This window comes from Pseudomonas arsenicoxydans, assembly GCF_006438915.1.
GTDB lineage: Bacteria > Pseudomonadota > Gammaproteobacteria > Pseudomonadales > Pseudomonadaceae > Aquipseudomonas > Aquipseudomonas arsenicoxydans_A.
In genome coordinates this window covers 25,877-40,852 of sequence record NZ_RCZE01000013.1, presented here as the reverse complement: position 1 = coordinate 40,852, position 14,976 = coordinate 25,877, and the positions used below count along the sequence as shown (strand labels likewise).

The window sequence follows — 14,976 nt, the reverse complement described above, 5'->3', positions numbered from 1 at the left end:
AGCTTTGCAATTGCATTGGGTCCAGATGTGGCGCTAACTACTTAATGTTGCCCACAGTTGGGGATTATATTTAACATGGCCTGACTATCAGCAACCAAAAAAGTTTAATTTCTCCGACGAATAAAAAAACCCTCCAAAAAACAACTACTTGAGCAGTAGCAAAATCACTAATGGATAAAAGGCATGTTTTTTGACTGGGAACGTTTGACAGCTCGCTTAGAGTGGTCGATAACTACACACCGGCCATTGGAACAGTTATGCGAGTGCAGACTATCTGTTTAGCCTCTGCTCCTCAGGCCCCTTCCGAACTATTTTAATGCAGGTCCAATGTGCAGACCGTGCGGTAGCTTTGCCCAAAGCAAAGTTTACTCAGGCTTATGCCTGATATGTTGCACGGTATAGCGTCACGTCATTGGCGTATGCCCTTTCGTGAGGCGCTTTGTGATTCAGTATTGATACACAACTGCGCAACTTTATAAAAAAATATATCTGCTCGAATAACACTTCATAGGCCTCAATAGAGCCACTGCCTGCCTAAACTTCTCAATTCACAGAGTTTACCAGCATGCCAGCATTAAGCTCCGAGCGGTCTAATTGGTACCTTCTGCAATGCAAACCCCGTCAGGATGAACGTGCCCACCTCAACCTGCTTCAACAGAACTATGTGATTTTCCACCCCCAGCTGGTGACTGAACGCGTGATACGCGGCAAACGGCACAGGGTGTTGGAATCGCTGTTCCCCGGGTATCTGTTTATCCACCTCAGCCGTAACGACAATTGGGCGCCCCTGCGTTCCACCCGTGGCGTCAGTCGTATTGTCGAATTCAATCATGGTCCTGCGACGGTGGCAGAGCATGTCATCGAGCATCTGCGCGCGCGCTGTTTTGAATCGGCGGAAGCGCACGTCGACCACGACCTGAAACCCGGCGAACACTTGCAAATCATTCGAGGGCCACTGTCGACACTGGAAGGCATCTTCGTGTCCTCGAAGGGGGCCGAGCGCGTGATGATCCTGCTGCAGTTCCTTAATCGCGATCAAACTATTTGCGTTCCGCTAAGCGATCTCGGCCGTCAGAGCACCCCCATACAACTTAATAACTAATCGTTTGCCTTATATGCTTTTCCTCAGGAGCTATGATATGGCCTTGAAGTCACGTTGCCCTGTTGCACTGCTCATGGCTTCTCTTTATCCAGGGCTGGCATGGAGTATCAACCCCCAAAATATCGATGTTTACGGATTTAACTTCACGCCCACTTTTTTGATGTCAGAAAGTTACGACGACAACTTTCGCGAACTGGAAACCAACACCCAATCTTCCATGATTACCCGGTTGGCACCCTCCTTCGAGCTCAAGGCTGAAGACCGCAACAGTGCTACCCGCCTGATCTGGCAACCCACTCAGAATATTTACCACGACGAGCCGGATGCTTCGTATACGGCACAACGGGTGCGAGCGGACAGCATCATGGAATTCACCGACCGGCACCGTCTGAAACTTGAGGCCGAATACCGCAAATGGGAGCGCACGGAATCGACAGCAGTCCCATACGAGAATGACAAACTCAACAACAAACGCGTCGGCGGCTTATACACCTACGGCGCCAAGAGTGCTGATAACCAGATCGATGTCGGCGCCAACTATGCGGAACTTCGCTACACCAATGCCGACGGCGTCAACGACGACAAAGAACGTAATACAACGGCCGTGACCACCACGTGGTATCACCGCATCGGCAGCAATACCCGTGGCTTGCTGGAATACGACCATAGCGACTTCGATTACCTGCAAGCGAACAGCCCGCGCAGCAGTAAATCCGACGCACTCCTGGGCGGTGCTACATGGGACTTCACCGCCCGCACCTCGGGCAAAGTCCGCATTGGTTACGAAAAGAAGAACTTCGACAGCAGCCAGTCCAAAGACCTCGACAACCCCACATGGCAAGTGGATCTGCAATATAAACCGCGCACTTACTCGACGTTTACCTTGGTCGCCCGCCAGGCCCTTGCCGAAGGCGATGATGGCGCCGATGCCGTGAAATCGACCTTCACCCAGGTCGGATGGCGCCATGGCTGGACCGAACGCATCACCTCCATCGCCCAGGCCGGTTACGGCCGTTATGTCTACGAAGGCCAGAGCCGTACGGACAATGTGCAGGACTACAACCTGGCCATGGTGTACGCCATGCGTCGCTGGCTGGATATCGAACTCGGCTATCGCTACCGCGATGACAACTCGGATGCCGACAACGAAAGCTACACCCGCAACGTTGTTTCGGTCAGCTTCAACGTAAGCCTTTAAGAGGGTTTTGCCATGAACTCACACACTTTTGGCTTGTTACTGGCATTGATGGTCGTCCCCACGGCCCATGCTGCCGACTCCGGTACCCAATACAAACTGGCCGCAGGCGATGTCTTGCGCATCACCGTGTTTGGCGAGCCGGATCTGAGCCTGAAAAGGATCCGCCTCAACGACGCCGGAACGTTTTCCTATCCGTTTCTGGGTGAAATTTCCGCCAAGGGCCTCACCCCCAGCCAACTCGAAAAGGTCATCGTCGATGGGCTCAAGCAGGGCTACCTGATCGATCCGAAAGTCAGCCTGAGCCAGATCGAATACCGCGCGTTCTACATCAACGGCGAGGTCACCAAGCCCGGCAGTTATCCCTTCGTGCCCGGCCTGACCCTTGAAAAAGCCATCGCTTTGGGCGGTGGCCTGACCGAGCGCGCCTCGATCAAACGCGTGACGATCGTGCGCGGCGACAGCGGCCAGACCCTCACCGATGAAGTGACGCGCAACACCACGATTGCCCCCGGTGACACCATTTCCATTGCACAAGGCTTTTTCTAATCATGGACAACAGCCCTAGCAACTACGTCGAACGTCCTCTGCAAACGCACGTGTATCAACAGCACAGCGAAGACAGGGACACCATTGATCTGCTCAAACTGTGGAGGGTGATCTGGCGCGCGAAATGGAAAATCGGCTGGTTGATCGCGCTCAGCGTTGCCCTGGCGGTGGTGGCCGTCTCGCTGATCACCCCGCAATACGTCGGCAGCACCACGTTGCTGTTCAACGATAAGACGCCGCCGCTGTTGTCCTTCCAGCAAGTAAAGGATTCAGGCGGCAACGCCACAGACTATTTGCAGACCCAGCAGGCCCTGCTGGAATCCCGGGACCTGGCCGAGCGAGCGGTGAAAAAACTCGGCCTCACCACCAACCCGATCACCGACCCGCGCCAGCAACCGGCGCCGTGGTTCACGCCGCGCAAATGGCTGGCGGAGCTCAACCTTGATCAGTGGATACCCGGATTGGGCATGTTGATGCCGGTGAAAGACGCGCCGACCGAGGAAGACATTTTCAATCAGGTCACGCAAAACCTCATGCTGCACACCAACGTCAAATTTGTCGGCAAAAGCCAACTGCTGAACATCGAGGTCGAACTGCCGGACCCTGATCTCGCCGCCGCTGCGGCCAACGCATTGGCACAGGGCTTTACCGACAGCCAGATCGACACCAGTGAAAAATCTTCGCAGACCACCACGGCGTGGATGAATACCCGGCTGGTCGAGTTGCGCAACAACCTGCGAGTCGCCGAGAAAAAGCTTCAGGGCTACCGCGAAGAGCAAGGTCTGGTCGATGTCGGCGGTGTCTCCACCATCAGCGCCAACGAACTGGAGGCTACCGGCAGCCGCATGGTCGACGCCCGCCGTACCCGTGCGGAAGCCGAGAGCGAATACCGCCAGGCCAAGGCCCTGAGCACAGGGGACCTGAGTCGGCTCTCCAGCGTACCCGCCGTGTTGTCCAATCCGCTGGTCCAGCAATTCCAGGCAGACCGGGCCAAAGCCCAAGCCAAGGTCGATGAGCTGTCGGGGCGTTATGGGCCGAAACACCCGAGCCTGATTTCCGCGCAATCCGAATTGCGCGCCGCGACCACCGCCCTGCAATTGCAGGTACAGCAAGTGGTCGCCGGGATTGAGCGGCAATACCAGCTCGCCTCGGCCAGCGAAGCCTCGATCCGCCAATCGTTCAACACCAACAAGGCGCAGATCCAGGACATTGCGCGCAAAGAGTTCCAGTTGCGCGAGTTCCAGCGTGAGGTCGACAGCACTCGGGCGCTGTACGAAACCTTCGTCACTCGCTTGAAAGAAACCGCGGCCACCGCCGACATGGACTCGACCAAAGTGCGCATCGTCGACCCGGCGATTGTTCCAGTGGAAGCCAGCAAACCGCGCAAAACGCTGATCGTGGGCATCGTCGGGTTGCTGGCGGCCGTGATTGGCGTTGCGCTGGCCCTGCTGTTCGACAGCCTGAGCAACACCTTCAAGACCGATGAGACCATCGAGAGCACGCTTAATATTCCACTGCTGAGCGTTGTCCCGTTAGTGATGAAGAAAAGCCGCCGGCAATTGGCGCGGTTGTTCGAGGACAACGACAACCCGCGTTTTTCCGAGACCATTCGCAACCTGCGCACCTGGTTGATGTTGCAAAGCAGCGAGATGCCGTCGCAGGTGGTGCTGGTGACCTCGACCGTGGCCGGTGAGGGCAAAAGCACCATTGCCAACAACCTCGCCAGCTCGCTCACTTCCCTTGAGCGGGTGCTGTTGATCGATGCCGACATGCGTCAGCCGACCCTTTCGCTGAACTTCGACTTCCCGCCGGACAGCCCGGGGCTGGCCAATGTCATTGCGGGCACGGCCCGGCTCGAAGACTGCATCGTCTCGGTGGGCAACCTGGACTTGCTGCCGGCCGGGAGAATGATACAGCCCTCGGTGGGCCTGTTCGCCGCGCCGCGCCTGCCGTCCCCCGCCGACGCGCTCAACCCGGCGCGCCAGCCTCCGCCCCAGGACTTGCTCAGTTCGCCACGCATGGCGCGAATGCTCGAAGCACTGAAGTCGCGTTACCGCCACATCATCATCGACTCGCCGCCGGCGGAGATGATCAGCGATGCATTGCTGCTGGCCCAGCATTCGGACGCCGTGATCTACGTAGTCAAGGCCGACAGCACGCCGATCAGCCAGGTGCAAAGGGGCATTGCGATGTTGCACCAAAGCCACGTACCGGTGTTCGGCACCGTGCTCAACCAGGTCGACCTGCGCAAGGCGCGCAAGTACGGCTACAACCACTCCCGCACGTTCTATAACTACGACTTCGCGCCCCGGTAATTTGTGGTGAGGGGTTGTCTGTGACAAGGGGGCTTCTGTGGCGAGGGGGCTTGCCCCCGTTCGGCGGCGCAGCCGTCGTAAAACCATTCAGCGCAGTTTTATCTGAACGGCAGCGGTGATTGGTTTTTTAGGGCCGCTGCGCAGCCCAACGGGGGCAAGCCCCCTCGCCACAGAAGCCTCCTTGCCACAGAAGCCCCCTTGCCACAGAAACCACATTGCCACGCAACCCCCTAGCCACAGGTAAGTGCCACACCACAGTTATCCGCCATAACAAAAATCTGCATCACCTCTGCCAAAACAAAACAGCCGTTTCACCTCTGCCGAGCTACGGAAAAGCCAGCGGGAGCCACGCCGTGTCCGCCCGTTTAGTGCCGTGCATTCTTCTGCCTTGAGGTCAAGCCCATGACACCGCTCTATACCGCTCACCTGACCCACCGCCGAGGCCTGACGTTCTGGGGCCAGTGGGTCTGCGCGATGACGCTGACCACCGCGCTGTTGATGCTGCTCGTCCTATGGCGCGTCGGCAGCCTGACCAGCGATTACCGAATCCTGATCATCCTGACCGTGCTCGGCTCGGTGCCGATCTACAGCGTGATGCAGGTCTACCACAAGCGTCATGGCTTGCTGGTCGGGCTCGGTCGATTACTGGCCGGCTGGCTGATCCTGCTGGCCGTGCTGGCGGCCATTGCCTTCATCACCCAGACCAGTGCGACGTACTCGCGCCAGGTGATCATGGTGTGGGCGGTGATGGGGTTTCTGGTCCAGGCGCTGAGTTTTCTGCCCCTGCATTACTTCGCCCGGCTGCACGCGCGCATGGTCTGCAAGGAACGTCGTTCGGTGATCATCGGCACGTGCCCGACCGCCCATGAACTGGCGAAAAAACTCTCCCGACCGAACCGCGCGCTGGTCCTGGGCTTCATCGCCGCCGCCGACGACAGCGGCCCGGCACCGAGCATTTTGCCGCTATTGGGCCGGGTCGACGGGATCCGCGAAATCATCACCCGCCTGGCCGTACGACGCGTCTACATCGTGCTGACAATGGAGCATGCCGCGACCATCGAAGCGCTGTACATCGACCTGCTGGACATGAACGTCGACGTGGTCTGGATCCCGGACTTCGGCAGCATGGTGCTGCTCAACCATTCGATCTCGGAAATCGAGCGGATGCCGGCGATCTACCTCAACGAAAGTCTGATCAGCTCGCACCCCGCCAGCCTGTTTTGCAAGGACCTGTTCGAACGCAGCCTGGCGGCCACGGCCCTGATTGTGCTTAGTCCGCTGCTGTTGCTGGTTGCGGCAACCGTCAAGTTGACCTCCCCTGGCCCGGTGCTGTTCAAGCAAAACCGCCACGGTTGCAACGGTGAAGTGATCAAGGTCTGGAAGTTTCGCTCGATGCGCGTCCACGACGACCACGAAGTGCGCCAGGCCACCCGCGAAGACGACCGTATCACACCATTCGGGCGCTTCCTGCGCCGCAGTTCCATCGACGAATTGCCCCAGCTGTTCAACGTGCTGTTCGGCCAAATGGCCCTGGTCGGCCCCCGTCCGCATGCCGTCACCCACAACATTTATTACACCGGCAAAGTCCGCGCCTACATGGCCCGCCATCGTCTCAAGCCGGGCATCACCGGGCTGGCCCAAGTCACCGGGCACCGCGGCGAAACCGAGACGGTGGAAAAGATGCAGCTACGCGTCGCCCAAGACCTCAACTACATCAACCAATGGTCGCTGTGGCTGGACATCAAGATTCTGATCAAGACGCCCTTCACGTTGTTCTCGAAAAACATCTACTGACGCCCTTCTTCGACGACCCGAGGTTTGATCATGAACGTGAGCGTATTCGGTATTGGTTATGTGGGCCTGGTCCAGGGCGCCGCGCTGGCGCAAGTCGGCCATAACGTGATGTGCGTCGATGTCGACGCCGCCAAGGTCGAGGCACTCAAGGACGGCACCTTGCCGATCTACGAGCCAGGCCTGGACGCCCTGGTGCGCGACAATTATCAGAGCGGCCGCCTGCAATTCGGCACCGACCTGGCCAGCGCCGTGCACCACGGTGATGTGCTGCTCATCGCGGTCGGTACGCCGCCTGATGAAGACGGCTCGGCCGACCTGCAATACGTGCTGAGCGTGGCGCAAACCATCGCGCAGAACATGGATCGCCACCAGATCATCGTCGACAAATCCACCGTCCCCGTCGGCACTGGCGACCTGGTCCGCGCACGTATCGAGCAGGTGCTCGCCGACAACGGCCGCAGCCATCTGACCTTCGATGTGGTCTCCAATCCGGAATTTCTCAAGGAAGGCTGTGCAGTGGACGACTGCATGCGTCCGGACCGGATCGTCATCGGCACCGACAGCCCGCACGCCGAAGAGGTCATGCGTGAGCTGTACGAACCGTTCAATCGCAACCGCGAAAAAATCATCGTCATGGACATCCGCAGCGCCGAACTGACCAAGTACGCGGCCAACTGCATGTTGGCGACCAAGATCAGCTTCATGAACGAAATGGCCAACATCGCGGAGAAGCTCGGTGCCGACATCGAAATGGTCCGCCACGGCATCGGTTCCGACCCGCGCATTGGCTATCAATTTATCTACCCAGGCCTGGGTTATGGCGGCTCGTGTTTCCCCAAGGACGTGAAGGCGCTGATTCACGCCGCCACCAGTGTCGACTTCGATGCGCGGGTGCTCAAGGCCGTGGAGTCACGCAACAACGACCAGAAAACCACCCTCTACAGCAAGATTTTCAATCACTTCGAGGGTGCCCTGCGCGGCAAGACCTTTGCCTTGTGGGGACTGAGTTTCAAACCCAACACCGACGACATGCGCGAAGCCCCCAGCCGGGTCTTGATGGAAGCCTTGTGGCACGCCGGCGCGAGCGTCCAGGCCTACGACCCCAAAGCCATGGAGGAAACCCAGCGCATTTACGGCTCACGCGATGACCTGATCCTGGCAGGCACCAAGGAAGCGGCGCTGAAAAATGCCGACGCCCTGATCATCGTCACCGAGTGGCAAGCGTTCCGCGCGCCGGACTTCGACCTGATCAGCCAGCAGCTCAAGCAACCGCTGATCTTTGACGGACGCAACCTGTACGACCCGCCGCGCTTGAGCAAGCGTGGCTTCACGTACCTGTCCGTGGGTCGTCCGACCCATGCCGTGATTTGAAGGGAGTTCAAGCCATGATCACGCTGAAAATCGTCAGGCATTACTCACCGACCTTGCTGGACGCCAACCAGGCGTATTCCTTCATCAACTTTGCATCCGTTGGCAGCTTTTTCAAACAGGCTCCGGGTACCGTCGCCTTTTTTTGCGACGGCATGCTGATGTCGGCGTTCATGTCCCGGGTCACCGGGCGCAACGTCGGCCGGGTCAGCTTCGACTTCACTTCCATCGCCCACCCGGTGCTCGGTAGCGCCGAAAAACTGGGCAAACGGGTGTATTTCGTCGGCGCCCGGCAAGACGAACTGGAGCTGTTCATTAGCAAGATCAAGGCGCGCTACCCGAAGTTGATCATCGCCGGCTATCACAATGGCTATTTCGATGCAGCGCAGGCCAAGGTCATTCAGGCCGAGATCTGCCGCAGCAAAGCTAACATCCTGATCGTCGGCCTCGGCGCCGGACGGCAAGAGCAGTTCGAGCAGGACGCGCAGCGCTCGGGGTTTCGAGGGGTTGCCTTTACCTGTGGCGGGTTCATACGCCAGGAGGCCATGGCCACGCATCAGTTCTACCCGGCGGCCATCGATCGCCTGCACCTGCGCGCGTTCTATCGCATGTACCGCGAGCCGCACACCATCAAGCGTTACTTCGTCGACTACCCGAGCAATTTCCTGCAACTGCTGGCAATGCTCGTTCGGCGCAAAGTCACCATCAGCGTTGGGGAATGACCATGCACATTCTGTTCATCCTCAAGGATTTCACATCGGGCGGTGGCATCGAGCGCGTTCAGCAGCGCTTGTCCGAGCAGTTTCTCAAGGACGGCCAACATGTGAGCTTCTTCGTCATCAACGGCGACACGCCCGACACTGAAGGGGTGCAAAGTCTTAATGACAGTGATGGCAGCGGTATTTGGGGGATGCTCAAGTCGATAGTCCAGTTACGCCGGCTGATTCGCCGCGAAGGCATCACCCACCTTATTTCCGCCAAGGAGCAGGCCAACCTGTGCACGTGGTTCGCCACCCTCGGCAGCGCTTGCAAGGTGATCTATAGCCGTCACGCCTCATTCGATTGCACGGAACAGAAAACCGGGCCCACCAGCCTTCGCCTGCTGTACGCGCTGTACCTGTGTGGCAGCGGCAAAGTAGTGGCGGTGTCCACAGCGCTGCGCCAGTCGCTGGTCGAGATGATGCCGTGGGGTCGGCAGCGCATCCGCTATTGCCCCAACGCGGTCATCACCGACCAGCTCCTGCGCGCCGCCAAGGGGCCGTTGCCTACCGAAGTTCCGCGCAACTACTGGCTGGGCCTGGGCCGATTGGTCGAGCCCAAGGGCTTTAACCTGCTGCTCGACGCCTACGCCCTGGCCCTGCAAAGCGAAGCGGTGCCGGATCTGGTGATCGCGGGTGACGGTCCACTGCGCGAAGCCCTGATCATTCAGGCAAACCGCCTGGGTATCGCGCACCGGGTGCATTTCATCGGGTTCTTGAGCAACCCCTATCCCCTGCTCAAACAGGCACGACTGTTCATTCTCAGCTCGGTGCACGAAGGCATGCCGACCGTGCTGATCGAAGCCCTGGCGTTGGGTACGCCGGTACTGGCATGCGACTGCGAGACCGGCCCGCGGGAATTGCTGGACCACGGCCGTCTCGGCCAACTGGTCAAGGTCAACGACGTGCCGGCGCTGGCCGAAGGCATGCTGCAAAGCCTGTACTTGCAAGGCCAAATTGCAATCAACGAGGGCATGATCTCCGACGCGATCCGCCAGTACACCAGCCAGGACGCCGCGCAGGCGTATTACCAGGTATGGAACCAATGAAAAAGCTGCTGATTATCCTGCACGATCTCAGCGCAGGCGGGGCGGAGAAAATGATGGCGCGCCTGGCCGGTGCGCTGGTCGACGCGGGCAACGACGTGACGCTGCTGATGCTCACCGGCGGCGGCATCAACGTGGCCAATCTAGACCCCCGAGTGAAAAAGGTTGAGTTGCGCAGTCCGCGCAGTTCACGGGCGGTACCAGCCCTCGCACGATTTCTTTGGCACAACCGCTTCGACGCGCAACTGGCGGCGCTGACTCACGTCAACGTGGTAGCCATCGTTGCCGCCGCGCTGTCGGGGACGCTGGCGCGGTTGCACGTCAGCGAGCGCAATGCGTTTTCCCACGACAAGCACGTCAACCCTGACCTCATGGTGCGGATCGCTTACCGCGTGGCGCCGCTGCTGTATCGGCTTATTCCCAACCCGGTGATTTGCGTGTCGCGCGGCGTCGCCCAAGACCTGATCGACACCACCATTGCCCGTCGCCAGGACGTGACCATCGCCGACAACCCGGTGCTCGACAATGACTTTCGCGACAAACCGCCACGACCGCCCAGCCATCGCTGGCTGCTGGAAGCGTCGAGCCCGGTGATTGTCGCCGTGGGCCGCCTGGCCCCGCAAAAAGGCTTCGACACCTTGATCACTGCATTCGCCGCGCTGCCGAATCGCAGCGCGCGTCTGATCATATTTGGCGAAGGCGTGCTACGCGATCGTTTGCTGGCACAGGCACGCAAGCTGGATGTCGAGGATCGTGTCGACCTGCCGGGTTACACCCATGACCCGATGGCGGAAGTGGCAGCGGCCGATTGCTTCGTATTGTCGTCGCGTTTCGAAGGCAGCCCCAACGCTCTGGTCGAAGCCTTGTCCACCGGCACGCGGGTGGTCTCGACCCGTTGCCCCCACGGCCCGCAAGACATCCTGATCAATGGCGTCGTCGCCCCCCTTGTGGCGGTCGACGACCCGATTGCCCTGTCGCAGGCGATTGCCCTGCAACTCACCACCCCACGCGATGTACACCGCCAGGCCCGCCTCGATGCCGCGGCCCGGTTCATGAACGCCAGCGCGGTGAAAACCTACCTCACCGCCCTGCTCGGGAGCCCTTCGCCATGAACAGACTGGAGATCCGCTATTCCACCCTGCGTGATGGCTTCACCTTGTTTGGCGTGCTGTTTTACATCCAGGTGATCTCATTTGTCCTCGGTCTGGGCAATGCTTCCAGTCTGGACGACTTCGACAAAGACCTTGAAGGCAACGTGGCTAACCAGGTCTGCGGCTTGATTACGCTGCTAGTGCCGTTGTTTTTCTTCATTCGCAACAAGGTATTTCTCAGTAAAACCTTTTACCGCAGCAACTTCTTTCTGCTCGTGTTCATGCTCTGTATCGTGGCATCAATCGGCTGGTCCCACGACCCGATGCTGAGTCTCAAGCGGTTCATTGCGATGCTCAGTGTGGTGTTTTTTGCCGGATTCATCGCCTACAACTACAGCCTGGAAAAAATCACCTTCATGCTCGGTTGCGCCATCGGCGTGGCGGCGTTGATCGGTTTGATACTTGCGTTGGTCATGCCCAGTGCCGCGTTTATTTCCGGCGGCATTCGCGATGGTGCGTTCAAAGGGATTTTCACCGAGAAGAACGCCGGCGCACGTATCAACGCAATCGCCATCCTGATGTTGTTACCGATGATCCGTCAGCGTAACCGTTGGGCGCTGTTCTGTTCGTTTTTCTCGTTAATCGCGATCTTACTGGCCCAGTCCGCCACCGGGGTGGTGCTTATCATTGCCGGTACAATCAGCTACGGGTATTTCCTGACGTTGATCCGTTTGCGAATCAATAGATCGCAGTGGCTGTTCCTTGCCTGCACCCTGATCTATCTGTTGGTGTGCCTGTTTCTCTACAGCAACTTTGCGCTCCTGCTGGAGATGGCCGGTCGCGACCCCTCACTCACCGACCGAACGATGATCTGGGAGCTGCTCGAACCCTTTGTCGACAGTCAGTTTCTCAAGGGCTACGGTTTTGGCGCCTTCTGGTCCAGCCCCGACGCCGATGCATTTATTACCCGTTGGGGCTACATCGGTAACGCCCATAGTGGCTACATGGAAACCTTGCTCAACGGCGGCATCATCCAGCTAACGGCGCTGGCGCTTTTGCTTGGCGAAGCGCTGCTCAAACAATACCGCTGCGTGACGGCGAACCAGTCGGCGCAGTTTCGTGCCAGTGCCTTGGTGATCATCGGCTTGTTCGCGGTCACCAACTACGTGGCCTATGTGATTCCCAATTACCGCTCTGCCGAATTTCTGGTGTTCTGCACGCTGACGCTGTCCTTCAGGCGCCGCCACGTAAAACGCCCGGAGCAAGCAGCGTCAATGGTCACCCACACTGACGCGCAAAACGGGCTGAAAGGCGCAGCGTCCCAGGGTAATTACAAGGAGAAACAGCCGTGCTAAACGAAGCCCCCTCAATACCCTGCTCGGTCTGCGTGATCATTCCGATGTTCAACGCCGCGGGCAGTATCCGGCAAACGCTGGACTCCTTGAACGATCAAACCCGACGCCCCGATCATGTGATTGTCATCGACGATGGCTCAAGTGACGAGGGACCGAAGATTGTCGAGCGCTACCTCGCGGCGTTTCCCTTGACACTGTTGCGACAGGCCAACGAAGGACCCGCCAGCGCGCGCAACAACGGCATGTTCACTGCGAAGGAAACCTTCATCGCCTTTCTGGATGCCGATGACCAATGGCACCCGCAAAAACTGGAAAAGCAGTTGGCGCTGTATGACGAATTGACCCGCAAGGGCCACAAGGTCGGACTCATCGATTGCTACCAGATGAGCGAGTTTCCTGACGGTAGCCAACAGCTTGAAGACCGTTGCAAAACCGGCAATCACTTCGAGGACTTCATCCACGAAAACGTGATCAATGGCACGTCCGGCGTGGTGGTGGTACGCGAAGTGGTGACCGCTCTCGGCGGCTTTGATCAAACCCTGCGTTACGCCGAAGACCGCTTGCTGTGGACTCGTATCGCCGAACACTGGGAAATCCATACGGTGCCGCAGATCCTGATTCGGCGCGGTGTGAACGGCGGGAACATCACTTCACAACCGCAAAAATATTACCCGCACAAACTCAAGTTCATCGACATTTACCTTGCCCATTACGGCGCCAGACTGAGCAAGCAACAACGTATTCATTTTGTGCTGGCCAATCACGCGGACTTTCTCGGCACGTTTTCCAGACGGGGTGACCATGCGCAAGTCATCCAGGTGTTCCAGCGAATGCTGGAGCACTCTTGGCAAACGCTGTTTTTTTTCAAGGGCAAACCAACGTTGCGTTTCCTCTACGCCCTGACGAAAACACTGCGCAAAGCCTCGTGAGTCACTCACCTCTCAATTCGCGGTTGAACCATGGCTAATCATCGTCTGGTAACACTGAGCTGGATTTTTACCGAAAAATTCGGGCTGATTTTCCTGTCCATGATCACGTTCGTTGTCTATGCGAGATTGCTATCCCCCGCAGAACTGGGCGTCGGCACGGTCATCATCGCGATCGTCGAGTTGGTCGGCCTCCTCTACTCCTCCGTCCTGGAGGACCCGCTTGTACGACTCGAGCACCTTGAAGACAAGCACATCTCAACGGCCTTCTGGGCGGCGGTACTGGTTAGCCTGGCGTCCGTCGTTTTGATCTCGCTCGCGACGGTGCTTTACACGCCGTCCACGGTGCTCCGATGGATGATGGCGGTAGCCTCGGTGAAGATCCTGTTCACCATGATGGCGCGCATCTACGTCGCGCAGATGCGACGCAGCAGCAATTTCAAGATGCTGGCCAAGCGCACGTTACTGGGCAAGATTCTGGGCGGTGTCTGCGGCATTGCCGTCGCGCTTTGGGGGTTGGGTGCCTGGGCAGTCATTGCCCAGGCCTTGATCATGGAGTTCGTCGCCATCCTCGTATTGATGTACGCGGATCGACGCCCCATTGCCTTTTACATCGACGGTCCGGTATTGCTCGAATTGTTAAAGGCCGGCGCACCGGTGGCGATCAACGCACTGAGTTCGCAAACGCTGCAACGCGGGGTCACCGTGGTGCTCGGCATGACCGCCGGCGCCAATGCGGTGGGCATGTTCAACATGGCGATGCGCATCATCGACCTGCCGCGCAGCGCCATTTACAACGGGCTGATGAGCTATGCATTGCCGGTGTTCGCCCGGCGCAGCGCCGAGCCGTCGCGGTTGCTCGGCATCATCGGCGACTCGACCGCCGTCAGCGGCTTCCTGCTGACGCCACTGTTCATCGGCATCGCCCTCACGGCGGACGATTTAATCCTGCTGATCTTCGGTGCCAAGTGGGCCGAGGCCATCCCAATGCTGCAAGTGTTGGCCTGCACCGCCGCCATCGGCAACACCGCGATGTACGCCACCACCGCGCTGGTCGCGGTCAACCGCAGTCACCTGACCATCAAGGCCGAAGTGGCAACGACCATGCTGGCGCTGGCGCTGGTCTACGGCTTCGGCAACCTCTACGGCGGCATGGCCGGCGCCTTGGGGCTACTGGCGCGAATGCTGATCATCACGCCGCTGCAAATCCGTGGCCTGAATACCGCCATCGGTTACGGCTGGCGACGCTTCCTGGGCTCTAATTACCGCAGCGTGATCGCCTCGCTGATCATGGCCGCGACCGTCCTGTTTGTATCGCCGCGGCTGGGCTTTGAAGGTTACCAGCACTTGATCTGCACCATCGTTGTCGGCGCACTGAGCTACGCCGCGGCCTATAGCGTGCTGCACCCGCGCTGGCCGCAAGAATTCAAAACGGTTTTCACCGCTCGCTGAATTCAGTCCCTGAGACAGGAACACC

At 58.7% G+C, this 14,976-nt stretch carries 12 protein-coding genes; all 12 read left to right on the top strand.

What is annotated here, in order from left to right:
• The first annotated feature begins 565 nt into the window (after positions 1-565).
• Entirely contained in the window at positions 566-1,102 is a 537-nt protein-coding gene (rfaH, locus tag EAH78_RS24405) for a transcription/translation regulatory transformer protein RfaH (RefSeq protein ID WP_140669818.1), read from the top strand.
• Between the two features lie 13 nt (positions 1,103-1,115).
• Complete coding sequence (locus EAH78_RS24400) at positions 1,116-2,300, top strand: outer membrane beta-barrel protein (protein ID WP_345789810.1); 1,185 nt, start codon at positions 1,116-1,118, stop codon at positions 2,298-2,300.
• A 12-nt stretch (positions 2,301-2,312) separates the two neighbouring features.
• A complete protein-coding gene (locus EAH78_RS24395; RefSeq protein WP_140669816.1) occupies positions 2,313-2,846 on the top strand; it encodes a polysaccharide biosynthesis/export family protein in 534 nt (177 codons plus the stop codon).
• Positions 2,847-2,848: 2 nt separating this feature from the next.
• Positions 2,849-5,161, top strand: coding sequence for a GumC family protein (locus tag EAH78_RS24390; protein ID WP_140669815.1), 2,313 nt, complete (start codon positions 2,849-2,851; stop codon positions 5,159-5,161).
• Positions 5,162-5,563: 402 nt separating this feature from the next.
• A complete protein-coding gene (locus EAH78_RS24385) occupies positions 5,564-6,955 on the top strand; it encodes an undecaprenyl-phosphate glucose phosphotransferase (protein ID WP_140669814.1) in 1,392 nt (463 codons plus the stop codon).
• A 30-nt stretch (positions 6,956-6,985) separates the two neighbouring features.
• Positions 6,986-8,326: a UDP-glucose dehydrogenase family protein gene (locus tag EAH78_RS24380; protein ID WP_140669813.1), complete on the top strand. Its 1,341-nt coding sequence runs from the start codon at positions 6,986-6,988 to the stop codon at positions 8,324-8,326.
• 14 nt (positions 8,327-8,340) lie between these two features.
• Positions 8,341-9,045: a WecB/TagA/CpsF family glycosyltransferase gene (locus tag EAH78_RS24375; RefSeq protein ID WP_140669812.1), complete on the top strand. Its 705-nt coding sequence runs from the start codon at positions 8,341-8,343 to the stop codon at positions 9,043-9,045.
• Positions 9,046-9,047: 2 nt separating this feature from the next.
• Positions 9,048-10,130 carry a glycosyltransferase gene (locus EAH78_RS24370; protein ID WP_140669811.1) on the top strand — a complete coding sequence of 361 codons (1,083 nt, stop codon included), beginning with the start codon at positions 9,048-9,050 and terminating at the stop codon, positions 10,128-10,130.
• Positions 10,127-11,239 (top strand): glycosyltransferase, encoded by a 1,113-nt coding sequence (locus EAH78_RS24365; RefSeq protein WP_140669810.1) that lies wholly within the window; start codon positions 10,127-10,129, stop codon positions 11,237-11,239. The genes EAH78_RS24370 and EAH78_RS24365 overlap by 4 nt, the downstream gene beginning before the upstream one ends.
• Positions 11,236-12,573, top strand: a complete 1,338-nt coding sequence (locus tag EAH78_RS24360; RefSeq protein ID WP_140669809.1) for an O-antigen ligase family protein — start codon at positions 11,236-11,238, stop codon at positions 12,571-12,573. The genes EAH78_RS24365 and EAH78_RS24360 overlap by 4 nt, the downstream gene beginning before the upstream one ends.
• The gene (locus EAH78_RS24355) at positions 12,567-13,502 is read left to right on the top strand and encodes a glycosyltransferase family 2 protein (RefSeq protein ID WP_140669808.1); all 936 of its coding nucleotides are present in this window, start codon (positions 12,567-12,569) and stop codon (positions 13,500-13,502) included. Before EAH78_RS24360 ends, EAH78_RS24355 begins: the two co-directional genes overlap by 7 nt.
• 30 nt (positions 13,503-13,532) lie before the next feature.
• Positions 13,533-14,951, top strand: a complete 1,419-nt coding sequence (locus EAH78_RS24350) for an oligosaccharide flippase family protein (RefSeq protein ID WP_140669807.1) — start codon at positions 13,533-13,535, stop codon at positions 14,949-14,951.
• Positions 14,952-14,976 lie beyond the last annotated feature (25 nt).

Bases quoted from the DNA above. Each gene is read 5' to 3' on its own strand.
- EAH78_RS24400 (WP_345789810.1), top strand. From the start codon at position 1,116: ATGCTTTTCCTCAGGAGCTATGATATGGCCTTGAAGTCACGTTGCCCT.
- EAH78_RS24375 (WP_140669812.1), top strand. From the start codon at position 8,341: ATGATCACGCTGAAAATCGTCAGGCATTACTCACCGACCTTGCTGGAC.
- EAH78_RS24370 (WP_140669811.1), top strand. From the start codon at position 9,048: ATGCACATTCTGTTCATCCTCAAGGATTTCACATCGGGCGGTGGCATC.
- EAH78_RS24385 (WP_140669814.1), top strand. From the start codon at position 5,564: ATGACACCGCTCTATACCGCTCACCTGACCCACCGCCGAGGCCTGACG.
- EAH78_RS24380 (WP_140669813.1), top strand. From the start codon at position 6,986: ATGAACGTGAGCGTATTCGGTATTGGTTATGTGGGCCTGGTCCAGGGC.
- rfaH (WP_140669818.1), top strand. From the start codon at position 566: ATGCCAGCATTAAGCTCCGAGCGGTCTAATTGGTACCTTCTGCAATGC.
- EAH78_RS24350 (WP_140669807.1), top strand. From the start codon at position 13,533: ATGGCTAATCATCGTCTGGTAACACTGAGCTGGATTTTTACCGAAAAA.
- EAH78_RS24395 (WP_140669816.1), top strand. From the start codon at position 2,313: ATGAACTCACACACTTTTGGCTTGTTACTGGCATTGATGGTCGTCCCC.
- EAH78_RS24360 (WP_140669809.1), top strand. From the start codon at position 11,236: ATGAACAGACTGGAGATCCGCTATTCCACCCTGCGTGATGGCTTCACC.
- EAH78_RS24390 (WP_140669815.1), top strand. From the start codon at position 2,849: ATGGACAACAGCCCTAGCAACTACGTCGAACGTCCTCTGCAAACGCAC.
- EAH78_RS24365 (WP_140669810.1), top strand. From the start codon at position 10,127: ATGAAAAAGCTGCTGATTATCCTGCACGATCTCAGCGCAGGCGGGGCG.